This window comes from Paenibacillus sp. 2RAB27 (assembly GCF_052115445.1).
Lineage (GTDB): Bacteria > Bacillota > Bacilli > Paenibacillales > NBRC-103111 > Paenibacillus_E.
This window is the reverse complement of sequence record NZ_JBFRGR010000004.1, coordinates 317,869-335,255: the sequence shown is the minus strand read 5'-3', so window position 1 is coordinate 335,255 and position 17,387 is coordinate 317,869. Positions and strand designations below refer to the sequence as shown.

General features: G+C 43.8%; 14 protein-coding genes. 1 reads left to right on the top strand and 13 read right to left on the bottom strand.

Annotated elements, in window-relative coordinates; all coding sequences use genetic code 11:
* Positions 1 to 162: 162 nt before the first annotated feature.
* Both AB4114_RS08720 and AB4114_RS08715 read right to left on the bottom strand, forming a co-directional pair.
* The gene (locus AB4114_RS08720; protein ID WP_441988088.1) at positions 163 to 915 is read right to left on the bottom strand and encodes a pseudouridine synthase; all 753 of its coding nucleotides are present in this window, start codon (positions 913 to 915) and stop codon (positions 163 to 165) included.
* Positions 916 to 921: 6 nt separating this feature from the next.
* A complete protein-coding gene (locus AB4114_RS08715) occupies positions 922 to 2,484 on the bottom strand; it encodes an RsmB/NOP family class I SAM-dependent RNA methyltransferase (protein ID WP_441988087.1) in 1,563 nt (520 codons plus the stop codon).
* Between the two features lie 183 nt (positions 2,485 to 2,667).
* Between AB4114_RS08715 and AB4114_RS08710 the strand changes: the two genes are divergently transcribed.
* Positions 2,668 to 3,177: a thioredoxin family protein gene (locus AB4114_RS08710; protein WP_056616221.1), complete on the top strand. Its 510-nt coding sequence runs from the start codon at positions 2,668 to 2,670 to the stop codon at positions 3,175 to 3,177.
* A gap of 63 nt (positions 3,178 to 3,240) precedes the next feature.
* On the opposite strand, the gene AB4114_RS08705 is transcribed toward AB4114_RS08710, so the two are convergent.
* The 11 genes from AB4114_RS08705 to AB4114_RS08655 form a co-directional block, all read right to left on the bottom strand.
* On the bottom strand, positions 3,241 to 3,660 hold the full coding sequence (locus AB4114_RS08705; RefSeq protein WP_441988086.1) for a DUF309 domain-containing protein: 420 nt from the start codon (positions 3,658 to 3,660) through the stop codon (positions 3,241 to 3,243).
* Between the two features lie 3 nt (positions 3,661 to 3,663).
* Positions 3,664 to 4,461: a GTP pyrophosphokinase gene (locus tag AB4114_RS08700; protein ID WP_171634048.1), complete on the bottom strand. Its 798-nt coding sequence runs from the start codon at positions 4,459 to 4,461 to the stop codon at positions 3,664 to 3,666.
* A gap of 26 nt (positions 4,462 to 4,487) precedes the next feature.
* On the bottom strand, positions 4,488 to 5,585 hold the full coding sequence (locus AB4114_RS08695) for a quinone-dependent dihydroorotate dehydrogenase (RefSeq protein ID WP_441988085.1): 1,098 nt from the start codon (positions 5,583 to 5,585) through the stop codon (positions 4,488 to 4,490).
* A gap of 159 nt (positions 5,586 to 5,744) precedes the next feature.
* The gene (locus tag AB4114_RS08690; protein ID WP_171634046.1) at positions 5,745 to 6,578 is read right to left on the bottom strand and encodes a PRD domain-containing protein; all 834 of its coding nucleotides are present in this window, start codon (positions 6,576 to 6,578) and stop codon (positions 5,745 to 5,747) included.
* Between the two features lie 108 nt (positions 6,579 to 6,686).
* Positions 6,687 to 8,105 (bottom strand): PTS transporter subunit EIIC, encoded by a 1,419-nt coding sequence (locus AB4114_RS08685; RefSeq protein ID WP_441988154.1) that lies wholly within the window; start codon positions 8,103 to 8,105, stop codon positions 6,687 to 6,689.
* 146 nt (positions 8,106 to 8,251) lie between these two features.
* Entirely contained in the window at positions 8,252 to 9,091 is an 840-nt protein-coding gene (locus AB4114_RS08680; protein ID WP_057310672.1) for a carbohydrate ABC transporter permease, read from the bottom strand.
* 41 nt (positions 9,092 to 9,132) lie between these two features.
* Positions 9,133 to 10,038, bottom strand: a complete 906-nt coding sequence (locus AB4114_RS08675) for a carbohydrate ABC transporter permease (RefSeq protein WP_056616242.1) — start codon at positions 10,036 to 10,038, stop codon at positions 9,133 to 9,135.
* An 88-nt stretch (positions 10,039 to 10,126) separates the two neighbouring features.
* The gene (locus AB4114_RS08670; RefSeq protein ID WP_171634044.1) at positions 10,127 to 11,482 is read right to left on the bottom strand and encodes an ABC transporter substrate-binding protein; all 1,356 of its coding nucleotides are present in this window, start codon (positions 11,480 to 11,482) and stop codon (positions 10,127 to 10,129) included.
* A gap of 656 nt (positions 11,483 to 12,138) precedes the next feature.
* Positions 12,139 to 13,572: a L,D-transpeptidase gene (locus AB4114_RS08665; protein WP_441988153.1), complete on the bottom strand. Its 1,434-nt coding sequence runs from the start codon at positions 13,570 to 13,572 to the stop codon at positions 12,139 to 12,141.
* Positions 13,573 to 13,810: 238 nt separating this feature from the next.
* Complete coding sequence (locus AB4114_RS08660) at positions 13,811 to 15,364, bottom strand: NHL domain-containing protein (protein WP_441988084.1); 1,554 nt, start codon at positions 15,362 to 15,364, stop codon at positions 13,811 to 13,813.
* 114 nt (positions 15,365 to 15,478) lie between these two features.
* Entirely contained in the window at positions 15,479 to 17,368 is a 1,890-nt protein-coding gene (locus AB4114_RS08655; RefSeq protein WP_441988152.1) for a FecR family protein, read from the bottom strand.
* Positions 17,369 to 17,387 lie beyond the last annotated feature (19 nt).

Sequence of the window (17,387 nt, the reverse complement as noted above, 5' to 3'; positions counted from 1 at the left end):
ATCTCATTTCATAATTGTAAATGTCTACCTATTTTCGACATATTTCCACTAAAAACAGCAAAACCGCCTAGCATTGCTACAAAGCAGCAATAACTAGGCGGTTCTTCCGCACAAATCAATTTCACTACCATGAAAATACCATATTCTAGTATTTTTGTATAGTTAATTTTGATTCTCGTTGGCATTTCGTAGAGCCGAGAGCTCTTCTATACTTAATTCTCTGACTTGACCCAAGGCCAACTCAGGATCAAGTGCTAGCGGGCCCATCGACATCCTTTTCAGAAAAACGACTTGTTTGCCAACAGCTTGGAACATGCGTTTCACCTGATGGAACTTACCTTCCATAATCGTAAGCTCGATTTCTGAAGGGATTCCAGCGGCTTCATTTCCGGTCTGTAAAATCTTCAAATCACCAGGCAACGTCTCATAACCATCATCTAAAGTTACTCCATGGCTAAAAGCTTTCCGATCCGCTTCGTTAACCTCCCACTCAACTTTAGCGTAGTAGGTTTTCGGAACGTGCTTGCGAGGTGAGAGCAGGTTATGTGCCAGTTTGCCATCGTTTGTGAGCAAAAGGAAGCCCTCTGTGTCCTTGTCCAATCGGCCTACTGGGAACACCTCGAACGGAGCATATTCTTCGTCCAAAAGATCCACAACCGTGCGATCCCGATTATCTTCCGTTGCCGAGACCACCCCCTGCGGTTTGTTCATCATAAGATAAACAAACTCGCGATAAGTGACGAGCTCTCCATTCACGGTAATGGTGTCCTTATCAGGATTTACTTGCATACCACTGTCTTTGACCTTCACACCGTTGACGTAAATTGCACCTTCTTTGGCGAGGCGCTTAAGTTCAGAACGGGTGCCAATGCCCACATGGGCGAGTATTTTATCGAGTCGTTGTGTTTGTTTCATGACCGTTTAGGTCCACCTCCAGCCGGGCGGATATTCGTTCTTCAACATCCCGTTGAGCCATTTGCCCCAGCCGACGGGATGGTCGTCAATGCAGACTAGGCAGTAGCCTTTGGCTGCCTTGGTCTCTTCCGGATCGCGGAGTATCTCGCTCTCCGCGACTTCGAGCGTCTCGCCCTTCAGGTATCGAAGGGCTCGCTCGTCGCTCGAAGCCAAGCTCAGAGCTCGCTTGGCCTCGCGCAAACGCAGTCCCATGGCTAGCGCATGGGACGGTTCAAATCGGCCGCGGTGCAGCGCGCCGATGTACCAGCCAGGCCGCACGACTTTCAGTCCGTGCAGCTCAGGCAAGCCCGCCGGCGACGCATACGCGTGCTCGCCGTAACAGACCAGCCGCCTCAGGGCGAAAGGCTCGCTGCGCAGCAGCTCACCGGAGAACGCCTCTAGCGGCTCCAAGCTCACCCCCGTGCTAGGCGGTGCCTCAGCACGGCCCTTCCCGCGTAGCGCGGGACGGCCGCTACGCTTCCCCGCTGCCGCCACAAAGCCGGCAGCCCCCGCACTTTCCCTCGCACTCGCACTCGCACTCTCACTCGCACTCTCACTTGCACTCGCTCCCGCACTCACTCTTTCCTCAACACCCAAACCCAAAACCGCCAAAAAATGCCCCTCACCCCGCAACTTATGCGGCCACAACCTCGCCGTCCCTGCCACAGCATCCCTTGCCCTTGCACTATACGCATCCGCCTCACACCACGGTTCCCTCAACCAATCCGACCGCCCAGGACTGAATCCATCAATAGGCACGACATCAAACGCAGAATGCTTGTCCAGAAACTCCGCAATCTGAGCCTCATTCTCTTCCGGTGAGAACGTACAGGTCGAGTACACGATCCTGCCTTCAGGTGCCAACATCACCGCAGCTTGCGCCAAAAGTTCTCTCTGCATCGCAGCAAATTCCTGAACAGAATGACGCTCCCATTGTCCCATCATTTCTTCTTCCTTGCGGAACATCCCTTCACCTGAACAGGGCGCATCAATCAAAATTTTATCAAAATACCCCTGGAAAGCAATCAACATCCGCTCTGGTTTTTCATTCAAAACTACGGCATTTCGGACACCGAGCAGCTCTAAATTTTTAACCAAGGCTTTGACCCGATCTGAATGAATATCGTTCACAACTAGCACACCTTCACCTTGTAGCTTCGCGGCAATTTGCGTCGATTTCCCACCTGGGGCTGCGCATAAATCCAGAACCCGCTCCCCTGGTTTTATCTCTAACAGCTCCACAGGTGCCATCGCACTCGGCTCTTGGATATAGTAAAGTCCAGCATGGTAATACGGATGCTTACCTGGGCGTTCCCCTTCTTGATAATAAAAACCATCCGAAACCCAAGGTATAGGCGTCAAATGAAATGGACTCTTCTCCAAAAATTCAGCACGCTCCACCTTCCCCGTATTTACCCGCAATCCATAAACGCGTGGTTCATCATAGGAAGCAAGAAACTGCTCAAACTCCTCTTTACCTAATAAATCAATCATTTTCTCCCTAAAAAGGGGTGGTAGCTGCTTCGCCATTCGACATCTTCGCTTTCTATATAAAATCCCATTTGATCCGACAATTTGTGTTTCCATGGTACAGTGTAACGGTATTATAGCTGAGTTGTCACGAAACAGCCAATATTTTTACGAAATCCTACAGGATATGCTATACTTTTTATAGAAGATAGTAGAAAGTAAACATTTTAAAGAGGTGCATACATGAAGAAGTTGCTTATTTATTTAGGCATAGTTGTTATTTTATTCGGTGGTTTATACTTCGTTAATCAGCAATCTACCAAATCTTCGGATAAAGCGAATGCTGGTAATCCTTACGGAGTTGCCGCATCCAAGCTCAATCCAGAGACTGTGAAACAGTTAAACGATCCGAACTACCAGAACTTAATTTTACCAGCAGATTTAGATGCAAGATTGAAGAACAAAGAGACATTCTTCCAGTACTATTATGCGTCAACTTGCCCTCATTGCAAAGTGACAACGCCGGTTCTAGTTCCCATACAGAAAGAGCTTAATCTTGATGTTAAGCAATTCAATTTGGAAGAGTTCAAAGATGGATGGAACAAGTACAAGATTGAATCAACACCTACCTTAGTTTATTACAAAAACGGGGTAGAAGTAGATCGCATTGTTGGCGGGGTTCCTGAGGCTGGATCAACAGTCGGCAATACGCCTGAAGTATTCAAATCCTTCTTCCAAAAATATAAAGGTTAACGCCATTAAATATCGAAACCTACAAAAGGACTTCTTCACCCATTGGTGAGAAGTCCTTTCTTTTCAATGATGCTCACTACCTACCGGTGGGTCCAATCTCAAATCTTCCACAAGATCCTCAAGCTCTTGATCCAAAATCTTAATATCCAAATCATAGGGAAGAAACGGTTCCTCTTTCAATTTCAGCAGCTTCTCCAGATAAACCTTGCTATCCTTCACTAATAAACCTAGATCAATCCCCAGCGTATGAACAGGATAAGGTGCCAACTTGTCCAACCCCGCACTAAACAGTTTAATAGAACCGCTTGGATTGCCATTCAAATGATGATAAAGGCCTACTGCAATTTGCAGCAGACCTTGATATAGCGGATTTCGGCCTTCTTCCAGCCAAAGCTCCTCCATTACTTCATGACATTCGAAATAATCCCGCTGATCGTTAAAATAGTACAGAAAAGCGACATACAATCGGTCATATTCGCTCATGGGTTAGCTATTATCTCCTTTTTTGGCTCGCGAGATGGCAGCCTCGATATCAGCAGATAAATCACTAAGTCCTTCTTCTGTTTCCCAAATCTCATTGAACCGCAATTGGAACTGAGCAGCTTCTCGTACGCGATGATAGAAATACAACTCTTGAATATTATTCAACACACGATTAATTAAATTAGAGTTATCTTCAAACATCCGTTGGGAGGCCATAATCTCGCCTCGAATACTCGACATTTCCTGATCCAGTAGATAAGCCGCTTCAGCCGCTTTACTCAATCGCGCCCGAACCACATCAGGTAACTGCTCTTTATATTTATAATTCAAGGAATGCTCAATCGTCGCCCAGAAGTTCATTGCCAGGGTCCGAATTTGCACTTCTGCTAATATTTTCTTCATACCGAGAGCTGTTTGAACGGGATATTCAATAATAATATGAAAACTTCGGTATCCGCTCGGCTTTTTATTCGTAATATAATCCTTCTCATACACAACACTCATATCTTGTCTGCTGCGGATAAGTTCAGCAAGCACTTCGGTATCTTCTACGAATTGGCACATGATGCGAATGCCAGCGATATCTTCTATGCCTGACTCTAACTGATCCATCGGTACGCTCAAACGCTTCGCTTTCTCTAACACGCTTGATATTTTTTTGACACGTCCTGTTACAAATTCGATAGGTGCGTACTCTTCACGACTTTTAAGTTCGCCACGTAATGTTTTGAACTTTACTTTCAATTCCTCTACCGCTTGTTCATAGGGCAGTAGAAATTTCTTCCAGTCTCGTCCATCCATCCATGTATCCTCCATTCTGAATGAAGTTAGTGCGAATCTACGCCTATTGCCTGGGAAATATGTGTGAAACCATCTTTCTTTAACAGCTCTTGAAGCCCTTTATTTATACGCCCAAGCAGAACTGGTCCCTCATAAATTAAAGCAGTATATACTTCAATAAGACTTGCTCCAGCCCGGATTTTGTCATACGCATCTTGTGCAGTGAAAATCCCGCCAGCCCCAATAATCGGCAGCTTGCCATCTGTTAATTGATACACGCGTCGAATAACATCTGTTGAGCGCTTTGTTAATGGCAATCCACTCAACCCGCCCGCTTGCTCGCGATTAGCATGACGTAAGCCATCTCTGCTTAGCGTGGTATTCGTTGCAATGATCCCAGAAATTCCGCTTTCCTTAATGATCTGTACAGTGAGATCAAGCTCATCATCCGTTAGATCAGGAGCAATTTTGACAAGTACTGGTTTCGCCGCGCCACCATGCTTCTTATGTTGCACTTGCATTTCATCCCGCACCGTAGACAACAAGCGTTTCAAATCATCGCCATGTTGTAAATTACGCAAATCAGGTGTGTTTGGTGAGCTTATGTTAACAACAAAGAAATCTCCATATGTATATAACGCTATAATACAAGCTCGATAATCTTCTTCAGCCTGCTCGTTAGGCGTTGCTTTATTTTTTCCTATGTTTACGGCAACTGGAATCACACGTTTTCCTGTTTTCTCTAAGTTATGTGCCATCTCAGCTGTACCTACATTATTAAAACCCATCCGGTTAATCAGTGCTCTGTCTTCTGGAAGACGGAACAAACGAGGCAGCTCATTACCAGGTTGTGGTTTAGGTGTAATCGTACCAACTTCCATAAATCCAAAACCCAATTGTGAAAATCCTTTGACCGCTTTTGCGTTTTTATCAAGCCCTGCAGCAAGGCCGACTGGGTTACCGAAGTGTAATCCCCATAGGTCCTGAGTTAGTTGCAGTGATTCTGGTACCCCATACATGGATTTAAGCAACTGCTTGCCTCCTGGTAAATTCCCAACAACACTCAGACCGTCAATCGTTAAATGATGCGCTTTTTCCGGATCCATTCGGAACAAAAAAGGCTTGGCTAATTTCTTATACAGCATGTCCTATGCACTCCGTTCTCTCTAAGTACTCTAACAGTCAGTTTAGCTGACAATGTAGAAATATGCAATCCACTTAAGACCTTAAACCTTGTATTCACACAAAAAATCCCTGCTCCACAAAGGTTGCAAGGGAATGCTTTAGCTTATATTTATTTCCACCTACACTTCTGTGCGTTGCAGCAATCGCTCCAAATGCATCGTTAAGTATCCCGTCTCATCATCAGGTACTTCTAATTGCAGGGAATCACTTAACATTAACGATAGAACCTTGGCCTTCACGTAAGTGTCGCCGTATTCTTCTTTAATTTTGGAAAGGAGTGAGTTTTGAAGCGTTTTCTTTGACTTAACCCGTTCAATTACACCTTTTAAATGGGAGATAAAGCGAAGTGTTGAGAACGAATCATCGAAATTAAATCCAAGTTCCTTCGCAGATTCGATCGTTTGAGAGACCACTCTGACAACAGCTAGAGAATCGGATGCTTGCTCTTTCTTACGCGCACTGTTGAAATGCATCGTCAAGAAAGCAACCTCATCCTCAGGCAATTTCACATCTAGATGTTCATTCAGGAATTCAACAGCTTTCTTAGCAACCTTATATTCCTCAGGGTACATGTATCCAATTTCATAGGCAAATGGATTCGTAATGAAGATTCCGCGCTTCTGCCGCTCAACCGCAAAGTTAATATGATCTACGAGCGAGGCATGGATCGTTTCAGAGAAATCGCCTTCCAGCATGCTTTGTGCGTAGGCAATCACCTCTTCGGTGATCCCGATGATTTTCACATCGACGGCATTTAGGATTTGTTCATAGTTTTTCAGTACTTCCGATGTATGTAAAAGGAACTCTTGTGTAATTTCACCTTCACCAATTAGCATACCAGGTGTTTTCTTGAATCCGATCCCCTTACCAAATGCAATGGAATTTTTCCCTGAGCTTAAATGCGCCATCACCACGTTATGGGATAGAACATGTATGATCGTCCGTTCAATCATAAGACACCTCCCAATTTATAGTTTCGGGGTCCCCGCAAAGTAATCGGAATAGACTTCGAAGGCATACGTCACTTTGTGGGGTATATTTAGGCTTGTCCTGATTATTTCTCATTTTGTACCTAGCAAAGGTTTAATGCTTTCACGAATTTGTTCTGATTCTGTCCCAAAAACAACGTGAACGTTGCCTTTTCCTAACCGGATGACACCGATGGCACCTAATTCCTTGAGCTCGTTATCTTGCACGAGTACTTCTTCTTTAACCAGAAGGCGCAGTCGTGTAATACAAGCATCAATGGAGATAATATTAGAAGCTCCGCCAATATGATTTAGAATACGTGTTGGGCGATCTACCAGAGAAGGTTTCTCTTCAGCAGCTTCTACCTCAACATATTGCTGGTCGTCATCCTTACTTGTTACTTTCATCGGAAAGAAGTGTAGATAAGCTCGAAAGGTTATAAAATATAAAATGAAGTAAACGGCTCCAATGAGTAAAATCCAGTAGGGATTCGTCGCCAAGTGCCAGTTCAACACGAAATCAATAAAGCCGGCAGAGAAACCAAACCCCATTTTCACTTGAAGGATATTCATAATGAGCATGGAGAAACCTGTAAGAACTGCATGAATCACATAAAGACCAGGGGCTACGAACATAAACGCAAATTCGATTGGCTCTGTAATGCCTGTTAGAAAACTCGTCAGCGCTGCAGTCAACATGACTGGAGCTACAAATTTCCTTGTAGAAGAAGAAGTGCTTCTAACGACAGCAAGCGCGGCTGCTGGTAAGCCAAACATAATAACGGGATAAAAACCTGTCATAAACATGCCGGCTGAAGGATCCCCTGCGAAAAAGCGTGAAATATCCCCATGTACCATTTTGCCTGCTGGTGTAACGAAATCCCCTATTTGAAACCAAGCGATATTATTAATGACATGATGAAGACCAGTTGGAATGAGCAAGCGATTCATGACACCGTAAATGAAAACCCCAATGTTTCCGTTATCTACAATCCATAATCCTACTTCACTTATCCCTCGCTGTACGGGTGGCCAGATGAGCCCAACGACTACACCAAGGAAAACCATAACTAGGGATGTCACGATTGGAACAAACCGTTTTCCGCCGAAGAATCCAAGCGACTTAGGCAATTGAATATGACTAAATCGATTGAAGAATGTAGCAGAAAGCATCCCCACCATCATCCCACCGAGCACACCTGTATCCAATGGCTCTGAACTGCCTGAAACTATTTGAAAATGTTTAAGGACGTTATCAAAGACCAAATATCCAACCGCAGCTGCTAAAGCAGCAATGCCTTCTCCAGATGTTAAGCCAATCGCAATTCCTATTGCGAAAATAAGTGGCAAATTATCAAAAATTGCGCTGCCACCTAGCTCGAATATTTGAGCCACATGAACAAGGAAAGGATCATTAAAAGACATTTTACCAATTCGAAGAAGAATGGATGCTGCCGGCAGCACCGCAATAGGGATCATCAACGATCTCCCCATCTTCTGAAATGCATACATTACACTCATCAGATTCACCTATAGCCCACAAGTTTGGCCGTTTCTTGTTTGCTTTTACCTATCCCCATTATAGTAGAAAGAACACCCCCCCGAAAGGATAAATTCCTCTAGGTTAAGGTGTTTTTTCTATGCATTGCCATATACAGTTATTTCACAGCTCCTGCCGTAATCCCACTTGCAATCTGGCGTTGATATATCATATATACGATTAAAGTCGGTAATGTTGTGATCAGCAATCCGGCGAATAATGGACCCCATTCTACTCGATATTGCATTTCAGCTTGCATAACAGCCAATCCAATTGGAAGCGTGTACTTCGTAGGCTCATTCGTAAGAACAACCCCTAGGAAGTATTCATTCCAGTTATTCAGCATGTTCGTAATCATCACCGTAATCAGACCTGGCTGTGACAATGGTAACATAACCCGGAAGAACGTGCCATAGTGTGAAGTCCCATCAATAATCGCAGCTTCTTCAATTTCTTTGGGCAGCGATTTGTAGAACCCAACAAGCAAGAAGATCCCGAAAGGCAAGTTCAGTGCCGCGTAGACGAGGATTAACCCCAGCCACGTATTAATAAGGTGCAAATCATTCAACAAGAAGAACAAGGGGATCAAAGCAAGTGCGAACGGAATCATCATGGAAGAGATATAGATCGTAAGAAGAAATTTATTCCCTTTAAAATCGTATCTCGCCAAAATATAAGCCGTCATCGCTGCAAGGATCATCCCCAGTAGCGTACTTCCTACCGTCACCACAATGGAGTTCAGGAAGTATGTACTGAAATTGTATTTACTCCATACATACGAGAAGTTGGACCAGAGTAATGGGAATTTAGGCAATGCCCATGGTGCATTTAAGAAAAATTGTTCATTATTTTTGAGCGCATCGAGCAATGTCCACACAAGTGGATAGAGCACGGCTACACTCCATATGATCAGAATGATCCAGACTAACATTTTCGCTAATGGATTTTTGATAGCCATACGATGGTTTCCCTCCCTCAGTATCTTTGTCTATGATGACTTTAGTGCATTTCGATCGTTTCTTGGCGCATGATACGTTGCAAGATCAGTGTTGTGATAAGTGACACGATCAGAATCATGACACCAATGGCTGCTCCATAACCGAAATGATACTGTTGAAAAGCCATCCGATACAGATAAGAACCCATAACTTGCGTTGTATTATCGGGCTGCCCGCCATTGGTCATTAGCTGAACAATTACGAAGGAGCCGTTGAGTGTAGTAATAACGATGTTAACGATGGAAACCTTAATCTGCTCCCAGATGAGCGGCATGGTGATATGGCGGAATTGCGCCCCTTGACCAGCTCCGTCTATATTAGCTGCCTCATAATAGGAAGCAGGAATATTCACGATTGCAGCAATCATTAGGATCATGTAGAAGCCGATACCTGCCCAAATGGTTGGGGGTAGAAGCATCCAGATCGTGTGCTGAGGAAATCCTAGCCAAGTAATATCAACTTTTTTCTCAGTAAAGAGAGACAAGAAAGCATTCAAGAAACCGATTTGCGGATTGTAAATGAAATTCCAAAGTACGCCGATTACAACGACTGAAATGACATTCGGGATAAAGAAGATGGCTCGGAAGAAACCAGAACCCTTCAGGTTAAATCTTGTTAACGCTACAGCGAAGAAAGTCGCCAGAATCATAATTCCAATTACTTTACCCACAACTAGGAAATAGTCATTTCCAATGGCTCTAAGTACAATCGGATCTTTGAAAAGCTCAACGAAGTTATCAAAACCAATAAACTCGCTATTTTCAGACATTCCTGACCAATCATAGAAAGACTTCTGTAACGCCTGTATAACGGGATATATCGTAAATACGCAGAAGAATAGAAAAGTCGGAATGATGAATGAAGCGATGAATAAATTCCGTTTCAGCTTTTTCGCGTTGGTCTTCATTCTATCGTCACCGTCCTATCATTAAAATGGCGGAGAACGCCTTAGGCAGCTATGCCTTTGTTGTTCCCCGCACTGCTTCATTCAGTTCCTATTTCTTTTGTTTTGCAACAACATCAGATACACGAGTTACCCATTGTTCAGGTGTAATTGTTCCGATTGTCAAAGCAACTGTTGCATCTTGCATAGCTTTGTCTACGTCAGCAGCAAAGGAAACGGTTGGTACAACTACAGTATCAGGGGATGACAAGAATTTCGCAGCATCCTTAACGAAGTTAGGAGCTTTGGAAGAAGAAATATCACCTTTAACGTTGGAAGGAGCACCACTTAGCTCAGCCCATTGGGAAGCTTGTGTTTTGGAGAATACGAATTGCATAAATGCTTTTGCAGCATCTTTGTTTTTCGCTTTTTTCGCGATACCGAAAGTAGCTGTGGACGTGTTAGCTACAACTTTTCCACCTTTATCTTGCGTAATGGATGGAATGAATCCGAAGTCAAAGCCGCCTGGAACGTCTTTCGCCATTTCGTTTGGTAACCATAGACCGTTCGGGATGAATGCGTCTTTATGTTGTAGGAACAAGGATTGGGAATCCGTGTGGTTGATTTGTACGGATGCTTTGTCGATGTAGCCTTTATCACGCATTTGAACGATTTTGTTTAGACCTTTGATGATTGCAGGGTTTTTCCAAGCCTCAAGATTGTTTGTGGACATATCTTGCAGCAATTTGTAGTCATTGTTGTTCGCAGATACGATCGCTGGAAGCAATACGCCACCGTTGATGTAGTACGGATATTTACCAGTGTGGATGAATGGATTAATGCCAGCACCTTTAATTTTCTCACTTACAGCCAAGAACTCTTCGAAATCTTTTGGCTCAGCCCAACCTTTGTCTTTGAAAAGAGCTTTATCATAGAAAATACCCCATGAGCTCATTACGAAAGGAATGTTGTACGTTTTACCGTCAAATTGTTGTGGCTTTTGTGCAAGCAAATCAATGATTTTCTCGCCATCCACGTTTTTAGCGTCTTTGATCCAGTCCGTCAAATCTTCCAGTTGTCCGTCTGTAACCATTTGGCGGTCGAACAACTCAGGTCCATCGATGTATACGAAATCAGGTGGGTTACCAGCGATCCAACGGGGTTTCATTTGCTCGTTGATTTTTGGTCCCGCACTTTCTTTAATTTTCAAATCAGGGTTTTTCGCTTGGAAATCAGCGATAACTTTTTTCCACCATTTGTCGCCGTATCCGCCAACAAAGTATTGGATTTCAAAATCACCAGTAAGTTTAGTTGAAGCTGCTGCAGTAGGAGCTGCGGATGCTGCAGCTGTTGGAGCCACAGATGCTGCTGGTTTTGTTGTTTCTACCGGCGTGGATTTACCGCAACCTGCAGCTACGAGTGCCATTGACGTTGCCAAACCAATTGTTGACCATTTTTTCATGTTCATGTGATCATCTTCTCCCTTTTTTAATTCATCTAATAATTTATTGGTGAAGCGTGTACCCGATAGTTAAACTTCGTATTAGTTTGCACAATCAACCCCTTTCATGATTCAAAATTGGCAAAATAAAAAGGGCATAGTTATAGAAGAAGACTTGCATTTCTTCTAATAACTAATGCCCTTGCGGTAACATGTTATTAAAACTGACATATTCAATTGTTTCAGGTATTCCGTGTGATTGAATCTTACAATATAATGACATGAACGTCAATACTCTTTTTATAAAATTGCTCATTTTTTCTTATTCGTTGAATGCGCTTACTTATGATATGATAGAATCATCTCGTTTAATCCTAATGGAAAAGGTGATTCTTATGGCCAAACGCAAACCAGTAACCGCTTCGCGGAGACAGAAAAACGAAGTTAATATGAAAGCGATTTACTGGACAGGATCGATTTTCTTAGTTGTCATAGTACTAATGACTTTACTGCTCATTTTGAACAAATGAATTCATTAAAGTGATTGAAAACTTCACATTTTGAATTGTAATCGCTTTCTGAATGATTGTCAAGAAGAAACTTGCAGCAACTACATACTGAAAATTTATTGCGTGTTAACCCGAAAAAGGAGGTGCAAGCTTCAAACTTGCACCTCCTTTTTTTCAATCCAGCCATTTATAGACCTTATTTGGATTATTATCTTTCGTCTCCAAAGGCAAACCGATCGCTTGCTGAGGTATTCCTCCACCAGCGCCTATTCCTTCTCCAGCCTCAGAAAGAGGCAACACGCCCTTCCCAATCGTCACTTTCGTTTGTCCTGGAACCATGTTATATAATTCTTCCACATCCTGCTGCAGCATACGAATACAACCATGAGACTCATCTTTGCCTATACTCGCTGGTTTATTCGTCCCATGAATCGCATAAAGCGTATTAGACAACGTCATGCCGCGGCTGCCGAACTCACCATTCGATCTGCCATTCGGGTTACGTACTTTTTCACTGATCATAAACTCACCTTGCGGCGTCTTATCTCCACCAAGTCCTACAGGATAACGCCTCAGGATGAAATCTCCACTCACAACTGCCAGTTGATGCTGTTCGGTATCAATGATAATCCTAAGAGGCTCTGTAAATGGTTCTGGTGAGGCCACAGGCTGCGAACTGCTCGCCGCCAATGCCTTCTCTTCATTCGATTGCGGAGATTGCCCTCCAGTAGCAGTCCCCGCTGTTAGATTAAGCGCCTGAGCTGCTTTTCCACTCGTAAGTTCAGCGACCTTTTGTAGGGCAACAGGAAAAGACTCCTTCATTTGCGGTGTAAGTCCTGGCAATAAATTATCTGGATACGGCTTCGTTAACTGTTGTGGCTTATCAGGTAAACCACCCGTCTTTTTTTGATAGGCCTGAATCGCACTTTGCAAAATAATCGCTTCTTCACGATCATGCATCCAAGCTTGAATGACGGGCACTAGCTTCGAGCTGTCTACTACCTGGCAAGAGCAAATTTGTGCCTGATAATACTTTAACACCGCTTGATTTCCACTCGTCCCCACATGTTCAACGCTAAGTAAGGGACTTACCGATCGATGCCATTCTTTCCATTTGCCATCTTGACTTGGAGGCGCATCCATGATGACAGATTCTCCCGTCCCCCTGATAGGAGGTTGTAAGATCTGTTGCAGCTTCTTGCCCCAATCCCCATCAGAGAAATACAGCTTTAATCTGGGATTATCCACCTGAATGTCGGTTTGCGCTGCAACCGAGCCCAACACCTCAGACTGCTCTGTTGCATCGACTACACGCTCCACCCCATCCGATTGAGCCAGATCCATCCCTGCAGGGAGCGCTAGTAAAATTAACATCACAAGATATGGCAACCATTTCCGTTTACCACGTGATCGGGCTTGACGATCTCCAGCTGCATCCCCTTCTTTGATTTGCCCCGGTACCGTCAAGTTGGGAGGCAACGGCTCGTCCAACACAATCTTTTGTTGCTCAAAAGCTTCATATATTTCCCCAGCCTGTGCAAAACAGTAAGCCGCCTTACCTGCTTTCCCCTGAGCCGTATACTCTCTGCCTAATAAATACCACGCCATTTTATGGTCCGGATGCTCTTTGACATATTTCTTGAGATACTGAGGATCCTCGATCGGATTATGTTGGAAGAATTTCGTCAATTGATCGTTTCGATTATTCGGCTTCAAGCGTTCATGCCTCCAGTCCACTTTCCACTATTCTCCGTTTTTATCGGCAATCGAGGCACAAAGCTGAAGTCCAAAAAGAAAAAGGCTTGGTCAGGGGATCTCCCATTCCAAACCTTTTCAAACTACAAATCTATTTCACAAATGTTTTCACACGTAAAATGGCTGTTTGTACTGCCGCATGCCACTGCACGTCCAATCCAATCTGTTCAGCGAAGAAGCGAATAGGCACATAAGTACGATCTTGCTTCACATAAGGCGCAACATCTGTATCTACTTTCAAATCTGGCAGACCAGTTTGCTTACGAGTAATCCCCGTTTCACCAATGGTTAACTCTACGGTCAAATCACCTTTGGAGAGCTGTACAATTGATTTTCCAGCCCGTTCAGCATAAGTCACCTTATACCCAAACGTTTCACTAATCGCACGAACTGGCACCATGGTGCGCCCATCTTGAATTTCAGGTTGCGCATCAAAGGAAATGAGTTTGTTACCGCTAACTACCTTCACTTGTCCATCATTCGAAACAGCTCCTGGCAATTGATAAGGTGTAATTTTGCGGACTTTGTTATTCGATGCATCCGCTACAATCACATTACCTTGTGTTGTTACCAGTACATCGGAAGGATTATAGAACGCTGCAGATTGCTCAACGCCGTCTGCCTCCCCCGTTTGAGGCGTACCTGTTACCGTAGTGACTTGGCCATTCAACAGATATCGAACCGAATGATTCAAGCTATCCGCGATAAGAAGCCCACCCTCAGAGGTCACAGTCAGACCCTTCGGGAAGTCAAACTTCGCTTTCAAAGCTTCTCCATCTGCATAATCACCTGCTGCATACAACTCATTCTTCCCATAGATCGTCGAACCACCAACAGTTGGCGTAGATCCAGCTATTGTCGATACACTTCCTGATGCAAAATCAATATAACGGATACGTTGGTTCCCTGTATCACTAACGTAAAGATTCCCTTTGCCATCCAATGCAAGTCCAGAAGGCTCATTAAATGTCGCAGTAGAAAGGCTACCGTCGTGATATTCGCCCGCGAAGGAAGCTTCGCCTGGACGAACCTGAATCACACGTGTGACAGGCGCAGAGAGCGTCGTAACGCGACCATCAGTTGCGATTTTACGAATGGTATGATTAAGTGAGTCCGCCACATATACGGTACCGTCAGCACTAATAGCAATATCACTTGGGTGATTAAAAGTAGCTTCCGAACCCTTACCGTCTTTATTTCCTGGCACGCCATTCCCCGCAACTGTGGAGACAGTCCCATTAACGTCAATTTTACGAATGGCATGATTTCCAGCATCTGCCACATAGACATTGCCTTTAGCATCAAGCGCTAGTCCTGTCGGCTCATTAAAGAAAGCTTCTGAAGCTTTTCCGTCAAGAAGACCTCCTGTCGGGAAGCCTTGCGCATTTTTCGTAACAGCAAGAGCAGGACCAGCGAAAGTGGAGACTTGGCCATCCTTCACTTTACGAATCACATGGTTGCGTGTATCGGCGATGAGCAAGCTGCCATCTGGAAGCTGCAGCACGCTGCTTGGGGCACGAAATGCTGCTTGCAGCGCATCCCCATCACGATCTTCAAAATCGCCGATGCCTGCTAGGGTCGATATATCCGATAGAATTTGTCCAGTGCTAGATTTCAAACCGTCCGCTTCTAAGCCAGCGGCCAAAGCAGACGATCCTCCTATCAACGTAGCAGCAATTATACTTGAAACAAATATGTGTTTTAAGGGTTTCATTGGAGTCTCCTTTAATTCAACTGATAAACTTGATAAGTTAGAATACTATACAGGTGGCAGACCAATATTTGGCATAGGTGTCCCAGTACCTACCGACTTTGATTGAATACTTGTTAGTGGAATATCAATAGTTTCAACTCCACCATTCGCCTTCTTGCGAACAATCACAATTTTACCAACACTGATGTCAGTAGCACCAAAAGTTTCCATCGGAATACTGACTAGCTTTTTCTTTCCAGTAACCGAAATATTCGCCGCACTTCCAAAATTGGTTACAGCATATATAAGTTCGTTTTGTGTACCTTGTGATTCATAGGCTTTGATATAATCCGCACTTTTAAGTGGATCATTGAAAATAGCTGAATTGGCGCTAAACGGAACCTCTGAATAATAATTATAATGCGCATTGAAACCGTACAGTAAATGGACTTCTACACCATAAATGTCTTTACCATATGTATCGATGAAATCAGTCAAATTGATATTCAAATTAAAACTAGTACGGGTTGCAACCTCTCCAATTGGTATATCAACTTTATCTACAACTTCCATACTTACAACTGGCGTTGGTGCGGGTGTCCCTGTGTCACCACCACTGTTATCATTGCCATTATTATTGTCACCTGAAGCCGGTTGCGTTGGCGGGGTCGTACTAGTACCTTTATTCGCTTCCTCTTTTGCTGTTTCGAACGCCTTCTTCTCTTGCTCTGATAAAGTAGCCTTTAACTTCGCTTCCGCATCAGCTTTCGCCTTAGCTTCCGCAGCTAACTTTTCTTCTGCAATTTTTTTCTTTTCTTCTTCTAGCTTTTTCAATGCCGCAGCAAGCTTCAGCTTAGCTTCTTCAGCTTTTTTATCGTTTTCCAACTTCGCTTTCAACTTTGCTTCTTCAAGCTTCTTAAGCTCTTCTTGCTTCTTCTTCTCTAATTCAGGATCCACACCTGCCGTTTTATCCAGCGGCTTAACTTTGGATAAATCCAGCTTCTTATCCGTTGAATCGATTTTTTTATTGACTTCAGCAATAATCGCGTCTACCGTTTTTTGATCTAGCTTCTTATCAGCAATAGCTTGTTTAGCTACGTTACCGATTAGATTTTCTAAGTTTTGTTTCACTTTATCGAGGTCAGACTGGTTTTTAATACTCAAAGAATTTTTATCACCCGTAAACGTTCCATCTGCAATTTCCTTTTGCTTTTTCGCAATAAACTCATCGTTTTCTTTATCTATTTCTGCTTTATTGAGGATTAATTCTTTAATAATTTCAGGCGAAGCATTTTTAATAAAATCCTCTAAGTCGAAAAATTCCACTTTCAAATCCAGATCATTGGTTTCATCTCTTGAATCCAAGGAAATTTCTTGTGTTGGGTTCACGTATGTAATCGTTGTGGTTTGTGTCTCATCCGAATTGGACGTTACTGTCGAAGCGGATACTCTTCCTGATCCAACAGCCATTTTGGTTTTTCCAGAAACAGGATCAACGGAAACGTAGAATTGCGTTCCGCGTACCCCCATTACCGCCGTTGGTGTTTCAACTTCAAATTCATCATCTGCGCCAGCCAATGATTTAACTTTGACCCACATCGAACCCGCCCAAACTTTCAGCTTGGACTTCTTATTTCCATTCGCAGAGTTGAGGTCTGATACGTTGAGTTCCGCATTGTCACCTAATGTAACATCAGCGTCTCCACTTGCTAAGTTTAGTGTTACCGAGGAGCTATCTCCTGTATAAACGGTATCGCCTTGGTTTAAGCTCATGCTCTCATACGCATCATACGTTTTGGAGCCGCCGCCTTTTTTAATCGTGACGTCTCCAGACAATACTGAAATAATGGCAACCCGGACCGTTTTCGCATCCACGGGTTTCACCAACAGCACAGAAACTAAACTAAACACTAAGCTAAAACTTAACAACACTGATACAAATGATTTCTTTGTCATTCCCACTCCACACGCCTCC